This window comes from Halomarina pelagica (assembly GCF_024228315.1).
Classification (GTDB): domain Archaea; phylum Halobacteriota; class Halobacteria; order Halobacteriales; family Haloarculaceae; genus Halomarina; species Halomarina pelagica.
Genome location: NZ_CP100456.1, coordinates 34,080 through 50,657 on the forward strand (window position 1 = coordinate 34,080; position 16,578 = coordinate 50,657).

A 16,578-nucleotide genomic window follows, 5' to 3' on the forward strand; every position below is an offset into this window, starting at 1 on the left:
CGATTACCTCGCTTCGCTTGGTGCGCGCCTCTCTTCCGTAATGTGATACATGTGGCTGCAGATGTCCTCCTGGTTGACGATCAGGATCGCGGCGCTGGCGGTGAGCGCCGCGGACAGCTGGCTGTCCGTGAGCGACGCGTCGGTCGCGTCCGCGACCTCGAGCGCCGCCATCGTCAACAGGTACAGTCCGCCGAGCATCGCCTTGATGTCCCAGAACCCATCGTCCAGGATCTCCTCGGTGATGAGGATCTTCTTCTGCCAGAGGTGGACGTCGAGCGTTCGAATCCACAGCAGCGCACCGCCCATCGCCCGCTGGTGCAACGGGGGCACGAACTCGACGTTGAACTCGACCTCCTCGGGGATCTCCGCGGTCGGTACCCACCGCGAGAGTCGCGTGTCGTTGTTGACGACGTCCATGACCAGAACGGTCTGCTCGCGGTCATCGAACCCGATCTCGGCGAGCGCCGAGGTCAACTCGTCCGCGCCGATCAGTTCGTGGGCGGTGTCCCGGATGTACTCCGGCTCGAACCGCGACGCGTTGGCGTCGACGCTCTCGAAGAACCCCACGTCGAGGAGGTGGTCGTACACCCGCCAGCCCGGTTCGACGAGATCCCGATACAGCACCTCCGGTTCCCTCTCGCCGCTCGGAATCCCTCGCTCGCGCACCTCGGGGAGGCGGTCGATCTGCGTCGCCAGATCGGACAGGGCGGACTCGAGGAGGTCGGCGTCGAGTCGTCCCTCCAAATCGCTGCGGATGGTCTCGCCCAGACTGGCGAACTCCGGGGCGGTGTCCGCGTCGACCGCCGTCTTCATCTCCGACAGGGTCAGCGTCTCGCCACCAAGGGAGTCGCTTATCCCGAGCGTTCTCGCCAGCCGTTCCTGATCTTCCGCCGTGATGTGAGGTGTGCTTACATTGGCCATTGAACCACCGCTACAACCGGCGTCCCGTGACAGGATATAACTTATCGTACTGTTCGGTATTTTTAGGAAATAATCATTTCATAAAGTATCAGATCAGTAGGTTCGAACCGACGACGCTGATTTACCCGCGGGTTTATACGACCCGAGTGGGTTGGTGTCGAAACGCAGATGCTATGGAGCTAACGGTCAGGCGGTCGGGGCGGCAGGGGGGCGGCGACGGATTAGCCGTACTTAACCGGGAGACGATGGACGAACTAGGGATCGGAAGCGGCGAGTACGTCGTCGTCACCGGGCCGCTCGGGGAGCACGCGGTCGCGCAGGTACTGCCGTCCGACGAGGTGGATCCCCGTACCATCCGCCTCGACGGGCGCGTCCGTCGGACGGCGCGCGTCGACGCCGAGGACACCGTGTCCGTCGAGCGAACCGACGTCAAATCGGCCGACAGCGTCACCGTCGCCCTGCCAGAGGAGATCGGGATCGAAGAGAGCCTCAAGCTGACCCTCCGCGATGAACTCATCGGACAGGCGCTGATCGTCGGTCAGACGATACCGGTCACGCTCCGACTCGAGCCACCCTCGAAGCCGGTGGAGCGCGCCCTCCCGGTGCAGATAACCGAGACGAGGCCGACCGATCGGGTCGTGGTACGGGACTGGACGAGGATTCAGGTCTCCCCCGCTCCCGCCGAGGGGCTCTCGCTCGGCCCCTCCGACGACGCGTCCGGGCCGCTTCCGGCCGCCGGAACGGTGACCTACGACGACATCGGAGGGCTCGACGAGGAACTCGAACAGGTCCGCGAGATGATCGAACTCCCCATGTGTCACCCGGAGCTGTTCCACGTCCTCGGTATCGAGCCCCCGAGGGGCGTCCTCCTGCACGGACCGCCGGGGACCGGCAAGACCCTGCTGGCGAGGGCCGTCGCCGACGAGATCGACGCCTACTTCACCACCGTCTCCGGCCCGGAGATCGCGTCGAAGTACTACGGCGAGAGCGAGGAACGCCTCCGGGACGTATTCGAGGAGGCTAGGGAGAACGAGCCAGCGATCGTCCTCCTCGACGACCTCGACTCGCTCGCGGCGGAACGAGGGAACGACGGTGACGCCGGCTCCCGGATCGTGGCTCAGTTGCTCTCGCTGCTGGACGGTCTCGCTGAGCGGGGACGGGTCACCGTCATCGGGACGACCAACCGGCCCGACGCCATCGATCCCGCGCTCCGTCGTCCCGGCCGATTCGACCGCGAGATCGAGATCGGCGTCCCCGACCGCGACGGTCGGGCGGAAATCCTCCGTATCCACGCTCGCGGGATGCCCCTCGCGGCCGACGTCGACCTCAACGGGATCGCCGAACTCACGCACGGCTTCGTCGGGGCCGATCTGGAGAACCTCGCGACCGAGAGCGCGATGTACGCGCTGCGCCGCGTTCGCGGGGCGTTCGACATCGACGAGGAACTCGACACCGACCTGCTCGCATCGCTCTCGGTGACCGCGGACGACGTGCGGGAGGCATTGCGGAACGTCGAACCCTCGGCACTGCGGGAGGTGTTCGTGGAGGTCCCGAACGTCACCTGGGATGACGTTGGCGGGCTGGAGGATACCGAGGAGCGCCTCCGGGAGACAGTCCAGTGGCCCCTCGAGTACCCCGAGGCGTTCGAACGGGTGGACCTCAGCCCCGCCACCGGCGTGCTGCTGTACGGCCCGCCGGGGACCGGGAAGACCCTCCTCGCCAAGGCGGTCGCCAACGAGTCCCGGAGCAACTTCATCTCCATCAAGGGCCCCGAACTGCTGGACAAGTACGTCGGCGAGTCCGAGCGGGGCGTCCGCGACGTCTTCGAGAAGGCCCGGTCGAACGCCCCGACCGTGGTGTTCTTCGACGAGATCGACGCCATCGCGGGCGAACGCGGGCGTCACGGCGGGGATTCGGGCGTCGGTGAGCGCGTCGTCTCCCAGCTGCTGACCGAACTCGACGGCCTGGAGGAATTGGAGGACGTCGTCGTGGTCGCCACGACCAACCGGCGCGACCTGCTCGACGACGCGTTGCTGCGCCCGGGTCGGCTCGACCGACACGTCTACGTGCCCGCTCCCGACGAGGAGGGCCGTCGCGAGATATTCGCGGTCCACACCCGCGGGAAGCCGCTGGCGGACGACGTGGACCTCGACGAACTCGCCGCGCGGACCGAGGGGTATGTCGGTGCGGATGTCGAAGCTGTCTGCCGCGAGGCGGCGACCGTCGCCGTTCGCGAGTACGTCCGAGCGGGTGCGTCCACCGTCGAGGAAGTGTTCGTGACGGTGGACCACTTCGAGGCGGCTATCGAAGAGGTCGAAGGAAATCGCGGCGACCGCACGGATCAGTCACTCGATTCCGGATCGGTCGACGGATCGACCGTCGACGACCGTTGAGCCCCTCGCGGGATCCCCCTCTTCGCGCTTCTCGACTGCCACGTCCACCACGCGAACGGCGGTCACGACGAACGTGCCCGGCGGACCGGCGTCACTCCTCCACGACGTCGTGGGTGAGCAGCGTCCGGTCGACCGTCTGCGGGTCGTAGGTGACGACTTCGAGCAAATTGCCGTCGGGATCGAGAAAGTAGAACCCCTCGAAGTCGCCCCAGTCGTAGGGACCCTGGTTGGGGAACTGCCCGTCGAGTTCCGCGATCAGCGCCTCGTACGCCGTGCGATCGGTCTCGAACGCGACGTGCGCCTTGTCGAGGGGGTGATCGAGGTCCGCCTCTTTCCAGTTTGCCGCACGGCCCGTCGCCGCCAGCGTCACGACGGTGTCGCCGGCCCGGAACATCGCGTGCTCGCCCCGGAAGTCCTCCGGCGGCCGGAGCAGTTCGAGGTCGAGCACGTCGCGGTAGAACCGAAAACACGCTTCGAGGTCGTCGACGTCGACGTTGATGTGATCGACGGCGTCCATGCGGAGAGGCCTGCGCGTCGACGTAAAGAACTTTTGCCGGGAGAGAGAAACCGATCCGCGATGGTGAATATCTAGCACCGTTTTATGCGCTGGCAGTCGCTCTCTCGAACCGATGCTACACGCCCGGGGGCGACTACTGACCGTGGACGTGGGAGCGAGGACGACCGAGGAGACAGCGATCGACGAGGTGCTCGCGTCGTACGTCGGGGGCCGCGGCGTCGGGACGAAACTCGCGCACGACCGCATCCCGTTCGACGCCGATCCCTTCGGTTCCGAGAACCGACTGTTTTTCGCGACGGGACCGATGCAGGCGTCGAACATGAGTTTCACGGGGCGGATGTCCTGTACGGGCGTCTCGCCGCTGACCGACGGCCTGCTCTCCTCGAACGCCGGCGGGTTCCTCTCGCGGAACTTTCTGGCGACGGGCTACGCGGTTGTGGAGGTTGCGGGCGCGAGCGATGAACTCGTGGGGATCCACGTCGCCGACGAGGGGGTGAAATTCGAGTCGGTACCCGAGTTGGCCGGGGGAGTCGTCCCGGACGTCACGGCGCACGTCGCGGAGACGCGCGACCTCGGCCCCGAGCACGTCGCCTGCATCGGTCCGGCCGGCGAGAATCACGTGCGGTTCGCTTCGATCATGACGAGCAAGTCGCGGGCGTTCGGCCGCGGCGGTCTCGGGGCCGTCCTCGGTGCGAAGAACGTGAAGTTCATCACTTTCGACGGGAGCGTCGAACGCGCGCTCGATCCCCACTCCGTCGCCACGGAAATACACCGGGAGGCCGCCGCCTCCGACAGCGTCATGAAGCGGCAGGGGACGGCGGGGCTGACGACGTACGCCGATCAGGTGGGGGCGCTCCCGACGCGGTACTTCTCGGAACTCTCGTTCGAGGGAGTCGAGGGCATCAGCGGGGATCGGGTGGCGGAGAAGAAGTATAGGAAGGGCACCTGTTCTGCGTGCGCGTTCGCGTGCAAACTCCCGACGTGCGACGAGGCGAGCGGCCTCGAGACGGAGGGACCCGAGTACGAGACGGTGATGGCCTTCGGCTCGAACGCCGGGATCGACGACGTGACCGCCGTCATGCGGTCGAACGAACTGTGCGATCGGCTCGGTATGGACACCATCTCCTGTGGGGACGTCGTGTCCGCGTACCTCGCAAGCGAGGACGCGTTCGGGGACGCCGACCTGATCCACGCCCTCGTCGAGGACATCGCCTACCGGGAGGGCGTCGGCGACCTGCTCGCGGAGGGGATCGACCGCGTTCACGGGGAACTGGGCGTCGAGAACTGGTCCGTGAAGGGTATGGAGTTCGCCGCCCACGACGGTCGAACGCTAAACGGCCAGGGCCTCTCGTTCGCCACCGCGAACCGCGGGGCGGATCACCTCTACGGGAGCATGTACGTCTACGAGTACCCGCTCGTCTCCCCCGAGGCGGCCCTCGACCGGGAGGGCCTCGACGGTAAGCCCGAACGACTCGTGGAGAGAGAGAACCACAACGCGGTGCTCGATTCGGGCATCGTCTGCCGCTTCTCGCGCGACGTGGTGGCCGACGAGCGCCTCGAAACCCTACTCGATGCCGATTACGGGGAGTTGCTCGCGCTCGGTGCACGGATCGTCGACCTGGAACGTCACTTCAACAACCGGCGCGGGTTCGACCGCGCGGACGACGCGCTCCCCTACGACCTGCCGGGCTTCGAGGCGGCGCTCGACGCCTACTACAAGGCCCGGGGATGGAACGCGGACGGGACAGTTCCGTCCGAACGGATCGAGGAGTGACGGCCGTCAGCCGTTCGGTCCCGCGGGCGGCGTCCGTCACGGGCGCTTCGTCGCCCACCGCGGCTCGTCGCGCGGCGGGCTAAGCACGCCGACACCGACAGCCGGTTCGTTGCCCCGGTTCTCCGCCCCGTGTAGCTCGTCGCTCGAAAACGCATACGAATCCCCCGGTTCGAGGAGGTGCTCCCCGTCCTCGAGGACGGTCGTCAGTGTCCCGCTGATGACGAAGCCGATCTGCTCGTTGTGATGGCGGTGTGCCGGGAGCGTCGCACCCGGTTCGACCTGCCAGAACTTCATCGACGCTCGGTCACCCGCCGCGAGGTCGGCCAGATAGACCCCGTCGGCGACCTCGTGCGGTTCCCGGTCGTTCTTGCTAACGTAGTCCATGGCGCTACCCGTCGTGAGCCTATCAGCGACTGCTTATAAATAATCTTGCATTATTTTTATGTAGTTATGATTTTACCCTACTAGTCATGCCAGACAATGGCAAACTCCGTCTGTTCCACCTTCCGTTCTCGTTCATGCTCCCCCAGCACGTGGCGGGCGATCGAGGGTACTTCGCGGACGAGGGGATCGAGGTCGAGATCGTCGAGCGCGATCGCGAGAGCGTTGATTGGAAGTACATCCCGGCGGAGGAGACGCTAACGGGCGACTACGACATGGATCTCTATCCGATCTGTAAGTGGGAGTCGCTCAAGCGGACGTGGGACATGGATGACGGTCGAGTCGTCGGCGCGGGTACGTTCGCCGACCAGCCGTACACGGTCTACGTCCGACCCGAGAGCGACGTCGAGGAGCCGTCCGACCTCGCGGGCGTGCCGGTGGGCGTGAACCGTCGGACCGGTCAGGAGTACACCGTCATCCGAGCGCTCGAGGAACACGTTCCCCCCGAGGCGGTCATACTCGAACACCACGGAATGCCGACTGATCGGTTGCGAGCGCTCCGCGACGGCGAGGTCAAGGCGGTCTCCCTGCTCGAACCGCAGAGCACGCTGGCCGAGCACCTCGGATTCAGGGCCGTCCTCCGGTTCGAGAACCACATGGGTATCGTCGCGGCCGAGGAGGTGGACGCCGAGACGCTCGACGCGTTCATGCGAGCGTACGCCCGGGCGGTCGGGGCGATCAACGACGACCCCGACGCCTTCCGCGAGGAGTACCTCGCCATGCTCGACGCCGACGCCGACGTCGCGCCCGACTTGTTCGAGGGCGTCGATCGCGAGGCACTGCTCGCGAGCATCGAAGTGCCGACCTACGAGCCGCCCGAACCGGCCGACCGTGCGGAACTCGGGGCACACCTCGAGTGGATGAAACGCCGACAGCTCGTCGACGAGAACGCGGACATCGACGCCATCGTGGGGCCAGCGCGATGAGCGTCGAAGACCAGCAGGCGGCGCTCGACGCCGTCCACGACAACCCGGCGGGCCTGCCGGTGATGCGCGCCCGCTTCGAGCACAACGGCAGCCCGCGGTACATGCTCTACGCGATCAAGCGTCTCGGGCTGGATCACGACCACGGATTCCACCTCGACGTGCGGCTCGTCTCCGACGAACTCGAGGGCGGCATGGAGACCGTCGAGGCCCGCCTCCAGGACGGCGACGCCGACCTCATCGACATCGACTACATCTCGACGGCCCGCGAACGAAGCGAGGGGGCCGCCATCGTCGCGATCCACCCCTACGGCCGGACCGTCGGTGGGCTCGTCGCCCCCGACGACACCGACATCGAGGGGCTGACCGACCTTACAGACCACCGAATCGGCGTCGTCCGCCGGCTCGACAAGAACTGGATCCTGACGCGGGCCGCCTGCCGGGAGTACCACGGGTTCGACCCCGACATCGAGGCCACGCCGGTGGAGGCCGGGTCCAAGGTCGGCCTGACGGATCTGCTGTACGACGGCGAGGTCGACGCGATCCTCCAGTTCTGGCCCATCGTCCCCGAGATAACCGAACGCGGGCCGTACCGGGAAGTGCTGCCGATGGCCGAGTTGGTCCAGCGCCTCTCGCGCATCGACGACCGGCTCCCGATCTCGACGTTCCTGACGAGCGAGTCGTTCCTCGCGGAGCACCCAGAGACGGTGAGTAGCTTCAGGGGGGCCTACCGCGCCGTCGTCGATCGACTCGTCGACGACGACGACCTCTGGGAGGAGATCGGCGAGCGGCTGATGACCTACGACGACCCGGCGATCGTCCGCGCGGTCCGCGACGGATGGCGGGACATGGTCGTCCGGGACTGGGACGCGGAGACGATAGCGGGGATGGAGCGGCTGTTCGATCACCTGCTCGAGGTCGCCGGCGCGGACGCCCTCGGCGTCGATCGCATCCCGGACGGTACGTTCCGGCCGGAGGCCAAGTGATGGAGACGGTCACCTTCCAGCTGAACTGGGAACCCAACGGCTTCCAGGCTCCGTACTTCCTCGCCCGGTCGCGGGGGTTCTACGAGGAGGAGGGGATCGACGTGCAGTTCCTCGAGGGGCACGGGTCGCCGTTCGCGGCCGAGCAGGCCGCCCGCGGTCGCGCTGACGTCGCACTCGCGGGCGCGAGCGCCGTCCTCGCGAAGCAGAGCGAGGGGTTCGACCCGCTAGCCGTGGCCGCGGTGACGAAGAAGACGCCGGCGGCCATCTACACCCTCCGAGACGTCTTCGGCGAACCCCTCGAACGCCCCGAACAGTTGGCCGGTCGAACCGTCGCCCCGTCCGCGACGAAGACGCGCATCCTCGCGGCGCAGTATCTGGAGGACGCGGACGTCCGCGACCGGGTGGAGCTGCTGCCGGTGGACCCGAACACCCACCACCGCGTCCAGCACAAACTCCTCGATGGGACGGTCGACGCCGCGGTCGGCGTCGTCACGAACGGGAACGAACTCGAACGCGAGTACGATCGCGCGGCCGACGAACTCCACATCGGCGACCACCTGGGCGTCTACGGCATGACGCTCGTGACCAACCGGGCGTTCGCGTCCGATAACGCCGACGCGGTTCGCTCGTTCCTGCGGGCGACAGCTCACGGGTGGGCGGCGTCGACTAACGACCCGGCGGCGGCGATCGAAACCCTCGTCGCTCGCAACGCGACGCTCGAACGCCGCAGACCAATCGAGACCCACAAGTTCGAGGTCGCCGCCGAGAACCTGCAGTTCACCGATCACGTCCGGACGGCCGGCTGGGGGGCCCACGACGTCGACCGGTGGCGTCGGCTCGGGTCGATGCTCTCCGCGACCGACCTGCTCGACGGGACGATCGACCCCGACGCGGCGTGGACGAACGAGTACCTCGACTCGGACGCCGACGTCGTCGGTCGGTACGCCGACCGCATCGGTCGAGGGCGGGGCGAAGGGTGACGGGCGATGACGCCGCCACCCGCGTTCGCCGTCCTGTCCGCCGTCGCTCTCATCATCGCCGTTGGATGGGGTTGTTGGACGGTCCTGCGGCCCGGCGGATTCGACCGAGTCGAGGATGATACGGCCGATGCGGTTCCTCGCTCGACCCCGCGGTGGGCACGCGGGGTGAGCGTGGCCTGTCCCCAGTGCGGCGTCGAGAACGACACCGCCACGGTCTACTGCGTCGGCTGTCGCGCCCAACTCTCCCCGGAGTGGCTCACCGAGTGGTGAGCCACGCTCTCGCCACCGGTCTGCTTCGATCTACCCCGTAATCCGCCCGACCGAGGCGACGATCGCGGCCTCCACCCGGAGGAGATTTCAACTCGAATATTATTTTTTATAATGCATAAAGTATACCGGGCTCACCGTACTCTCGAACGAGTGAGCCATGTCTGACCAAACCACGGACGACTTCCTCATCCTGCGCGAGCTCGACGAACCGATCACACGGGAGGAGTTGGCCGCCGCGGCGGACGCATCGGGGGAGACGCTGTCGGAACTCCGGGACGAGGGCGTCGAGATCCGGTGGGTAGAATCCGAGGTGCTGACCGACGGCGACGACTGGGTCGTGGGGACGTTCTGTCACTACCGTGCAGAGGACGAGGACGCCGTGTACGAACACGCCGACCGGGCCGGCCTGCCGGCCACGAAGGTGACGAAGCGGGGCGAACCCCTGTCCGGCGAGTAGGGGGCGCAGCGGGCGTTCCGGCCCGGGTCGTCGAACTGCCGGTGCCCGGTATCGCGATCGTCACCGCCCGGCGAGCCGCGATCGGCGTGCAACGCTAAGACGCGGGCGGACGAACCGTCGAACCATGCCCTACTACTTCGGGGTCTACCACTGGCGGCGACGCCTTCGGGCGATCGTCCTCGGCGCGCTCGGAGTCGCCGTCGCCACGGCCCTCGCCGTCGGCTCCCGGTCGCGATTCCGCCGCCTGCTCGCCGTCGGCCTCGCGCTCTGGGGGGGACGGACGGGCTGGCGAGCGGCGTCCAGGCTCGCTCGACCGGCGCCGTGGCGGCTCGACCGGGGGAAGTACGAGGCGTTCGCGGCCGAACTCCCGCTTGACGCGGCCGACCGCGTGCTCGACGTCGGGTGCGGGACGGGTCGCTCGCTGGTCGGGATGGCCCCCGCGCTCGATTCGGCCGCGACCGTCGTCGGCCTGGACGTGTTCGACGATCGGGTCATCCTCGGTAACGCCCCGACGCTCGCCGCGCGGAACGCGTCGCGGGCCGGTCTCGACGCGGCGGTCGTCCGCGGCGACGCGGCCCGACTCCCCGTCGCGGACGGCTCGATCGACGTCGTGACCGCCTGTCGGATGCTCCACGACCTGCCGGCTCCCGCGGCGCGACGGGCGCTGGCGGAAGCGCACCGCGCGTGCGCTCCGGACGGTACCCTCGGCGTGCTCGAACTGCCCATCACGCACGACGGGTCGACCGACCCGGCGACCTACTGGCGCGAGCTCGTCACCGAGGCCGGGTTCACCGTCACGACCGTCACCGAACTCGAACTCGAACGCGAGCGGGGGCGGTACGTCGTCGTCGTCGCCGAGCCGTGACCGCGGCGGGATTCGGGCAACGGCCGTCCGGTCGCCGGCCTCGAGACGAACCGCCTCGCCGCCGGTAACCTCAGGAGTATCTACGGCGCGTGCAGCGAAAACGGCGATGTTGGCAAGCCGAGTCTGATCGCAGTGTCGGCTCGACGAACTCCATTAATCGTCCTCTCACCGCCACGAGTACGTCGATCATAGGTGGTGGTATTAGACACCACTATTTGACGCGGGGATTCTCCGCAACTAACCATGTACTTCGGCGTATTGGGATTAGAAAATCCGATAAGAATGGCCATCTATCGGTAGTAGTAACATTTAATACCGGGGCTTCGGTGTGGTTACACGCTTCATGGTAGGGTCCTACAAACCCCAGATAACCGCTCGGGACAGAGAGCAGTTAGCGGTCGAACTCGGTGCCGATACGTCGGTGACCGATAGCACGCTGACACTCACTGAACTCCGGGATACGGTCGGCGCAGAGACAGATCCAGCGTTCGCTTCGATGGGTAAGGCCATCCGCGCTGATCTGCGAGGGCAGTTAGATGCCGATCGTATCCAGGCTGGACTATCGGGGCTGGAAGCGCAACTCGCGCGTGCCTCGGAGGTACGCGCAGTGGGTATCCCCGAACGATTCGGACCTGGCGACGCTGGCGTCCAAAAACTCTACCGCGAACTCATCGATCCGGTCTGGGGGACATACGACCACCTCGTGGACGTCGGGTTCTTCGAGAGCCTCTCGGATAACCTCCCGGCGTTTACACCAGAACACATCGATCGTACCGCCCGCGGGTTAGTCACGGCGGATCTGTTGACGGCCGGACTGGTCGACTGTGGATTCGACGAGCGTGAGCGCACGGCGTTGATGATGGACGTGGTCAACAACGACACACGTCTCTCTCGGTGGGTCCCGACGCAGGACATCCCGGAGGGAGTCGAGTTCGACGTGGATTACGTCCCGCCACTGTACCATCGAGCGATCGGCGGAGGGTTACTCTGGATCAAATCTCTCGACCGACACCTGGTACAGAAGCGGATCCTTCTCACCGAGGACATCCTCGATGACGCCTTCTGGCGAGCGAAGGCGATACTCGGGGGGGCCGACTCGTTCCTGCGCGCCGTCAACGACGTGGCCGCCGACGGATCCGAGTTGACCGACGAACAGTTGATCGCCGGCGTGAGCGGTGGTGCGGCCATCGCAATCGTCAACCAGGAGGAACTGATGCGGGAAGCGTACTGGATAACCGAGGAGAAACGCGCGCCGAGCAAAGCGAGATAGCACACGACAATACCAATCAACAGATCCAACCATGGCAACAGGAGAACGAGACAACGAGGCAGTCAGGGCCGCGAGCGAGACCATCGTCGAAGAGACCGAACTCGGGTACCAGGTATTCAACGCACCGGACGAACCGGTCCTCGACCAGCACGATACCGATCGCATCCCCCGGTTCGACGTCACCCAGGAGATGCTGACCGAGGGCGGCGACGACCCCACAAACTGGTTGATGTTCGGGAACAACTACGAGGCACATCGTCACACCACCGCCGACGTCATCACCAAGGACAACGTCGACCGACTCGAATTAGAGTACGAGATGGAGGTGGGTGCCAACTCCAGCATGGAGGGCTCACCGATCATCGTTCCCGGTGATCCACCGGTGATGTACCAGGCCAACGGGCCGAGCCACGTGAAGGCGATTGACGCCCGCGAGGGGGAGATCCTCTGGGCGTACACCTATCCTGCTCCGGAGGACGCGGTGCTCTGCTGTGACGACAACAACCGCGGCGTCGCCGTCTGGAAGGACAAGGTCTACATGACTTCCCTCGACTCCGGCGTGCAGGCGCTCGACCGCTACACCGGCGAGGAGGTGTGGTACGTCTCGACGGCGGATTACAAGGAGGGATACTCCGCGACGTGGGCACCCATCATTTACGACGGAATCCTGTTCACCGGTAGTGCGGGTGGGGAGTACGGCGTTCGGGGGTTCCACTGCGCCATCGACGCCGAGACCGGCGAAGAACTCTGGCGACTCGAAACGTGTCCGGAGGAGGAGTACGTCGGTGACAGTATCAAGCAGTCCGGCGGGACGAACTGGATGACTCCGACACTCGATACCGAGCGCGAACTCCTGTACTTCAACGTCGGTAATCCGAGTCCGGACTTCAACGGGACGGTCCGACCGGGACCGAATCGGAACACCTGCTCGACACTCTGCGTCGACCCCAGGTCGGGCGAGATCCTGTGGGCGCACCAGGAGTCCGCCCACGACATCTGGGACTACGACTCCGCAAATATGCGGATGCTCATCCGGGACGTGGAGATCGACCACCTAGACTATCGGGGTGACATCGTCTACAACGCCGGAAAGACTTCCTGGACGTACACGATGGATCCAGACAGTGGCGATCTGCTGATCCGTGGTGAGCCACTCACCCAACAGATCAACTTCATGCGGCTCGTTCCGCACGTCGAGGAAGAGCGCGAGTACGTGATGCTCCCCGGCCTGCTCGGCGGTGTCGACTGGCAGCCCGCCTCGTACTGTCCGGAAACCGGCCTCTGTTACCACAAGGTCCTCAACACCCCCCATTCAGTGAAGTGGCAGAACGAGGAATACAGACCCGGTGAGAAGTTCTGGGGCGGCGTCGTCGACGTCGAACCGGACGAGGAGGACATCCCGGAGGAATACAACGGGCACATCAGCTGTATCGCGGCGGTCGATCCCACGACGGGACGGGTCAAATGGCGCGACTGGATCGACAGTGACCGCTATCTGTGGGGCGGAACCATGTCCACCGCCACGGGACTTCTGTTCGCCGGTACACAGAACGGCGACCTGATCGCCTACGACGGCGAAACCGGCGACCGCCTCTGGGAGTTCGACCTCTCCGATAAGGCGATCGCCGGAGATCCGGTCAGCTGGTACGATCCCGAGACCGAGAAGCAGTACGTCGCCATCCAAATCGGTGGTAGCGGGTTCGTCGGTCGGGGACCGCGCGGCGACCGGCTCGCGGTCTTCTCGCTGAAGAAGTAGGCGAGCGTACCCTCCCGTTTCGACCGGCCGGCCGCACGCCACGAGTGAGCACACAAGAGTACCATGACCCCAAAAGATATCAGCGCGATCGGCAATCTGGAGCGGGCAGTTCGCGATGAACCGACGATCCTTCACAGCGCGCGAGATCAAATCGAACGGCAACTGACCGGCGACGATCCATCCCAGCAACTGGACGCCGGACGGGCGCTCCGGGCCGCGGCCGAACACGACCCCCAACTCGTCGAACCGTACCTCGGCCCTCTCGTCGGACTCCTCGATACGGAGCACGGCTCGCTCCAGCTCTCGGGTGCGATCGGTGTCGCGGAACTCGCCACGCTCGACCCTGAACATCCGGAGATCGTCGACGCAGTACCGCGACTCATCGAGGTTCTAGACGAGACGGTCGCGCCGACCGTCGAAGAGGCGACTCTCCGGGCACTGACGTGAATTTCGAGCGCAAGCCTCGCCCTTCAGGGCGGGGTCAAGCGGTAGGCCCGGCCGGACAGTCCACCGACGATGGCAGGGCCGGGGGTCGACCGGAACACTTACCGCCCATGCTAACTATAGTATACACGCATGGTGAACAGCACCCGTCACGCTGTCTACGAACTCTACTACCACGTAGTATTCATCCCGAAGTACCGGGAACAGCGCCTCACGGGTGCGACCGCCGACCGGCTTCACTCCATCTTCGAGGAAATCTGCGACGACAAGGACCTCGAACTGGTCGAAGCCGAAATCATGCCCGACCACGTTCACTTGTTCATCGGCAGCCCGCCGAAGAACGCCCCGTCGCTCATCGTCAACTGGGTGAAGGGAATTTCCGCCCGGTGGTACAATGAGCGGTCCAACGACCGTATCAAGTGGACGCGCTCGTACTACGTTGGGACTGCCGGCAGCGTCTCGAAAGACGCCGTCGAGCAGTACATCCGCGAGCAGAAGGACAAACAGGACGGGGAGTGGACCGCGTGAGGCGCGTTAACTCCTTCACTGTGGTACCGCGCTCCGACGCCGACGAGGAACTGCTTCAACGACTGTTGGACGCCTCTGCTTCCCTGTGGAATCAACTCACCTACGAGCGCCGACAGAACGTCACCGACCCCGACATCGACAAGTCGGTGTGGGAGACCGAGGACTACCGCAAGCAATACGTCGGTGTTCTCGGGAGCGCCACCGCCCAACAGGTGATTCGCAAGAACACCGAAGCGTGGCGGTCGTTCTTCGTCCTGAAAGAGAAAGGCGAAGCCAACGGCCTTCCGGGCTACTGGGGCAACGAGGAAGAGGGCCGGGAGTTGCGGACCTACATCCGCAACGACCAGTACACGCTCCAGTGGGGCGACCGTTCGACCATCGAACTCACAGTCGGCAGCGACCTCAAGGACGAGTACGATATGGGCTACCGCGAACGGCTCACGCTCGACGTTCGTGGGAAACCGAAGTGGTCGGGCGATCAAGGCCGGCTGGAACTGTACTACGACGAGTTGAGCGACCAATACAGGGCCATTCAACCTGTCACCACGGACGATTCTCGACAGGACTCACCATTAGCCGACGAGACGGCTGCTCTGGATATTGGTGCGAACAACATCGTTGCCTGTACGACCACGACCGGCCAGCAGTATCTGTACGAGGGACGCGACCTCTTCGAGCGGTTCCGCGAGACGACCCGCCGAATCGCCGAACACCAGTCGAAGGTGAAGCGCGAAGAGGGGCGGTACACGTCGAAGCGGATTCGACGCCTGTACCGACGCCGGACGCGACGGCGCGACCACGCCATGGACGCGCTTGCCCGCAACCTCTTCGAGCGACTGTACGAAGAAGGGGTTTCGACAGTGTACGTCGGAGACCTCACCGACGTACTCGACACGCACTGGTCGGTGCGGGCGAACGCCAAGACGCACAACTTCTGGGCGTTCCGCGCGTTCATCGACCGGCTGGCGTGCACCGCCGAGGAGTTCGGCATCACTGTCGAAGTTCGCCCCGAAGCGTGGACCAGCCAGACGTGTCCACAGTGCGGCTCGACGGAGGGCACGACTCGGCACCAAGACACGCTCACCTGTTCGTGCGGCTTTGAGGGCCACGCGGACCTCACGGCGTCGGAGACGTTCCTCCGACGGCACGAAACAGACGTACCACGGCCGATGGCACGGCCCGTGTGCCTCAAGTGGGACGACCACCGATGGTCGGCGTCACCACGCGCTCACCGTCCCAACGAGGAGCATACACACCCGCAAGTTACCGCCGGGGACTCGGCATAGCCGAACCCCCACGGTGGAATCCTCGCGCTTTAGCGCGGGGAGGATGTCAAGGAGGCCACGCAGACCCTTCGACGCCTGTACACTACCCAACCCTGACTCGGCGATCGCCTCGCTCAATCGTCGGATCCGGACGCCGTGTCGCCCTCGTGCCCAGGGTTTCGGCTCTTCGCTACCTCCGGGGCGGCGTTAAAAATGATTCGAAGGGTATCGGTCTCGGGCTTACAGACGCAAGTGAGTCGCATATCTCGCTCTTCGACCTCCTCATCGCTGAGTACCAGGTTCATGTCCATCTGTGCCTCACCACCCTTCAGAATACCTGTACAGACGTTACAGGTGCCCGACCGGCACTGCGAGGCCCACTTGAGATCGTTGGCTTCGGCGGACCGAAGCAACGTCTCGTCGCGGTCGACGTCCATCTTGCCGTAATTCAGGTCGTTCAGGTCGAGCGCAGCTGCCTTTTCGAAGAGTTCGTCGTCGTCGATACTCCAACCGTTCTCGACGACCGTTCGGTAGTTGAGGTACTCAACCTCCGCCGGCGGTAGATCCTCCTTCTCTTCCTCGGCCTGCTCGACTCCCGGACCGACCGCAGGGAGCTGAATGTCCATGTCACTGGGTTGCACGGAGCGCAATTAAATTTTTGCCACGTACGGCCACTCAGTCGTAAATTGTAATCTCCACAGTCGGGTACTGTTATGGAAGTTGCAAGGCTAAAACTTGCCCTTCAGGGCGGGGAGGATGTCAACTCGACGAGATGCGATCGATATCAC

At 65.2% G+C, this 16,578-nt stretch carries 16 protein-coding genes; 12 read left to right on the forward strand and 4 right to left on the reverse strand.

Going from position 1 to position 16,578, the window contains the following annotated elements; translation table 11 throughout:
- Nucleotides 1-3 precede the first annotated feature (3 nt).
- The gene (locus NKI68_RS21580; RefSeq protein WP_254547171.1) at nucleotides 4-921 is read right to left on the reverse strand and encodes a hypothetical protein; all 918 of its coding nucleotides are present in this window, start codon (nucleotides 919-921) and stop codon (nucleotides 4-6) included.
- 173 nt (nucleotides 922-1,094) lie between these two features.
- Between NKI68_RS21580 and NKI68_RS21585 the strand changes: the two genes are divergently transcribed.
- A complete protein-coding gene (locus tag NKI68_RS21585; RefSeq protein ID WP_254547172.1) occupies nucleotides 1,095-3,314 on the forward strand; it encodes a CDC48 family AAA ATPase in 2,220 nt (739 codons plus the stop codon).
- Between the two features lie 91 nt (nucleotides 3,315-3,405).
- On the opposite strand, the gene NKI68_RS21590 is transcribed toward NKI68_RS21585, so the two are convergent.
- Nucleotides 3,406-3,831, reverse strand: coding sequence for a VOC family protein (locus NKI68_RS21590; protein ID WP_254547173.1), 426 nt, complete (start codon nucleotides 3,829-3,831; stop codon nucleotides 3,406-3,408).
- Nucleotides 3,832-3,943: 112 nt separating this feature from the next.
- Here NKI68_RS21590 and NKI68_RS21595 point away from each other — a divergent pair, with 112 nt between their 5' ends.
- The gene (locus NKI68_RS21595) at nucleotides 3,944-5,605 is read left to right on the forward strand and encodes an aldehyde ferredoxin oxidoreductase family protein (protein ID WP_254547174.1); all 1,662 of its coding nucleotides are present in this window, start codon (nucleotides 3,944-3,946) and stop codon (nucleotides 5,603-5,605) included.
- A gap of 36 nt (nucleotides 5,606-5,641) precedes the next feature.
- On the opposite strand, the gene NKI68_RS21600 is transcribed toward NKI68_RS21595, so the two are convergent.
- Nucleotides 5,642-5,989: a cupin domain-containing protein gene (locus NKI68_RS21600; protein ID WP_254547175.1), complete on the reverse strand. Its 348-nt coding sequence runs from the start codon at nucleotides 5,987-5,989 to the stop codon at nucleotides 5,642-5,644.
- An 86-nt stretch (nucleotides 5,990-6,075) separates the two neighbouring features.
- Here NKI68_RS21600 and NKI68_RS21605 point away from each other — a divergent pair, with 86 nt between their 5' ends.
- The 10 genes from NKI68_RS21605 (at nucleotide 6,076) to NKI68_RS21650 (ending at nucleotide 15,811) form a co-directional block, all read left to right on the forward strand.
- Complete coding sequence (locus NKI68_RS21605) at nucleotides 6,076-6,972, forward strand: ABC transporter substrate-binding protein (protein ID WP_254547176.1); 897 nt, start codon at nucleotides 6,076-6,078, stop codon at nucleotides 6,970-6,972.
- Nucleotides 6,969-7,955 carry an ABC transporter substrate-binding protein gene (locus tag NKI68_RS21610; protein WP_254547177.1) on the forward strand — a complete coding sequence of 329 codons (987 nt, stop codon included), beginning with the start codon at nucleotides 6,969-6,971 and terminating at the stop codon, nucleotides 7,953-7,955. Before NKI68_RS21605 ends, NKI68_RS21610 begins: the two co-directional genes overlap by 4 nt.
- Nucleotides 7,955-8,935, forward strand: coding sequence for an ABC transporter substrate-binding protein (locus NKI68_RS21615; protein ID WP_254547178.1), 981 nt, complete (start codon nucleotides 7,955-7,957; stop codon nucleotides 8,933-8,935). Before NKI68_RS21610 ends, NKI68_RS21615 begins: the two co-directional genes overlap by 1 nt.
- 427 nt (nucleotides 8,936-9,362) lie before the next feature.
- The gene (locus tag NKI68_RS21620; protein ID WP_254547179.1) at nucleotides 9,363-9,662 is read left to right on the forward strand and encodes a DUF4242 domain-containing protein; all 300 of its coding nucleotides are present in this window, start codon (nucleotides 9,363-9,365) and stop codon (nucleotides 9,660-9,662) included.
- A 124-nt stretch (nucleotides 9,663-9,786) separates the two neighbouring features.
- Nucleotides 9,787-10,527 carry a class I SAM-dependent methyltransferase gene (locus tag NKI68_RS21625; RefSeq protein ID WP_254547180.1) on the forward strand — a complete coding sequence of 247 codons (741 nt, stop codon included), beginning with the start codon at nucleotides 9,787-9,789 and terminating at the stop codon, nucleotides 10,525-10,527.
- A gap of 328 nt (nucleotides 10,528-10,855) precedes the next feature.
- Nucleotides 10,856-11,797, forward strand: a complete 942-nt coding sequence (locus NKI68_RS21630; RefSeq protein ID WP_254547181.1) for a hypothetical protein — start codon at nucleotides 10,856-10,858, stop codon at nucleotides 11,795-11,797.
- Nucleotides 11,798-11,828: 31 nt separating this feature from the next.
- Nucleotides 11,829-13,553 carry a pyrroloquinoline quinone-dependent dehydrogenase gene (locus NKI68_RS21635; RefSeq protein ID WP_254547182.1) on the forward strand — a complete coding sequence of 575 codons (1,725 nt, stop codon included), beginning with the start codon at nucleotides 11,829-11,831 and terminating at the stop codon, nucleotides 13,551-13,553.
- A 63-nt stretch (nucleotides 13,554-13,616) separates the two neighbouring features.
- Nucleotides 13,617-14,000 carry a hypothetical protein gene (locus NKI68_RS21640; protein WP_254547183.1) on the forward strand — a complete coding sequence of 128 codons (384 nt, stop codon included), beginning with the start codon at nucleotides 13,617-13,619 and terminating at the stop codon, nucleotides 13,998-14,000.
- Between the two features lie 129 nt (nucleotides 14,001-14,129).
- Nucleotides 14,130-14,525, forward strand: coding sequence for an IS200/IS605 family transposase (gene tnpA, locus NKI68_RS21645; protein ID WP_254547184.1), 396 nt, complete (start codon nucleotides 14,130-14,132; stop codon nucleotides 14,523-14,525).
- Nucleotides 14,522-15,811, forward strand: coding sequence for an RNA-guided endonuclease InsQ/TnpB family protein (locus NKI68_RS21650; RefSeq protein ID WP_254547185.1), 1,290 nt, complete (start codon nucleotides 14,522-14,524; stop codon nucleotides 15,809-15,811). The genes tnpA and NKI68_RS21650 overlap by 4 nt, the downstream gene beginning before the upstream one ends.
- A gap of 113 nt (nucleotides 15,812-15,924) precedes the next feature.
- Here NKI68_RS21650 and fer read toward each other — a convergent pair whose 3' ends face one another.
- Entirely contained in the window at nucleotides 15,925-16,416 is a 492-nt protein-coding gene (fer, locus tag NKI68_RS21655; RefSeq protein ID WP_254547186.1) for a ferredoxin Fer, read from the reverse strand.
- Nucleotides 16,417-16,578 lie beyond the last annotated feature (162 nt).

What these genes read in the sequence shown, in the direction of transcription:
- NKI68_RS21580 (WP_254547171.1), bottom strand. Translation starts at nt 921, where the DNA reads ATGGCCAATGTAAGCACACCTCACATCACGGCGGAAGATCAGGAACGG.
- tnpA (WP_254547184.1), top strand. Translation starts at nt 14,130, where the DNA reads ATGGTGAACAGCACCCGTCACGCTGTCTACGAACTCTACTACCACGTA.
- NKI68_RS21620 (WP_254547179.1), top strand. Translation starts at nt 9,363, where the DNA reads ATGTCTGACCAAACCACGGACGACTTCCTCATCCTGCGCGAGCTCGAC.
- NKI68_RS21585 (WP_254547172.1), top strand. Translation starts at nt 1,095, where the DNA reads ATGGAGCTAACGGTCAGGCGGTCGGGGCGGCAGGGGGGCGGCGACGGA.
- NKI68_RS21615 (WP_254547178.1), top strand. Translation starts at nt 7,955, where the DNA reads ATGGAGACGGTCACCTTCCAGCTGAACTGGGAACCCAACGGCTTCCAG.
- NKI68_RS21640 (WP_254547183.1), top strand. Translation starts at nt 13,617, where the DNA reads ATGACCCCAAAAGATATCAGCGCGATCGGCAATCTGGAGCGGGCAGTT.
- NKI68_RS21590 (WP_254547173.1), bottom strand. Translation starts at nt 3,831, where the DNA reads ATGGACGCCGTCGATCACATCAACGTCGACGTCGACGACCTCGAAGCG.
- NKI68_RS21595 (WP_254547174.1), top strand. Translation starts at nt 3,944, where the DNA reads ATGCTACACGCCCGGGGGCGACTACTGACCGTGGACGTGGGAGCGAGG.
- fer (WP_254547186.1), bottom strand. Translation starts at nt 16,416, where the DNA reads ATGGACATTCAGCTCCCTGCGGTCGGTCCGGGAGTCGAGCAGGCCGAG.
- NKI68_RS21635 (WP_254547182.1), top strand. Translation starts at nt 11,829, where the DNA reads ATGGCAACAGGAGAACGAGACAACGAGGCAGTCAGGGCCGCGAGCGAG.
- NKI68_RS21610 (WP_254547177.1), top strand. Translation starts at nt 6,969, where the DNA reads ATGAGCGTCGAAGACCAGCAGGCGGCGCTCGACGCCGTCCACGACAAC.
- NKI68_RS21605 (WP_254547176.1), top strand. Translation starts at nt 6,076, where the DNA reads ATGCCAGACAATGGCAAACTCCGTCTGTTCCACCTTCCGTTCTCGTTC.
- NKI68_RS21600 (WP_254547175.1), bottom strand. Translation starts at nt 5,989, where the DNA reads ATGGACTACGTTAGCAAGAACGACCGGGAACCGCACGAGGTCGCCGAC.
- NKI68_RS21625 (WP_254547180.1), top strand. Translation starts at nt 9,787, where the DNA reads ATGCCCTACTACTTCGGGGTCTACCACTGGCGGCGACGCCTTCGGGCG.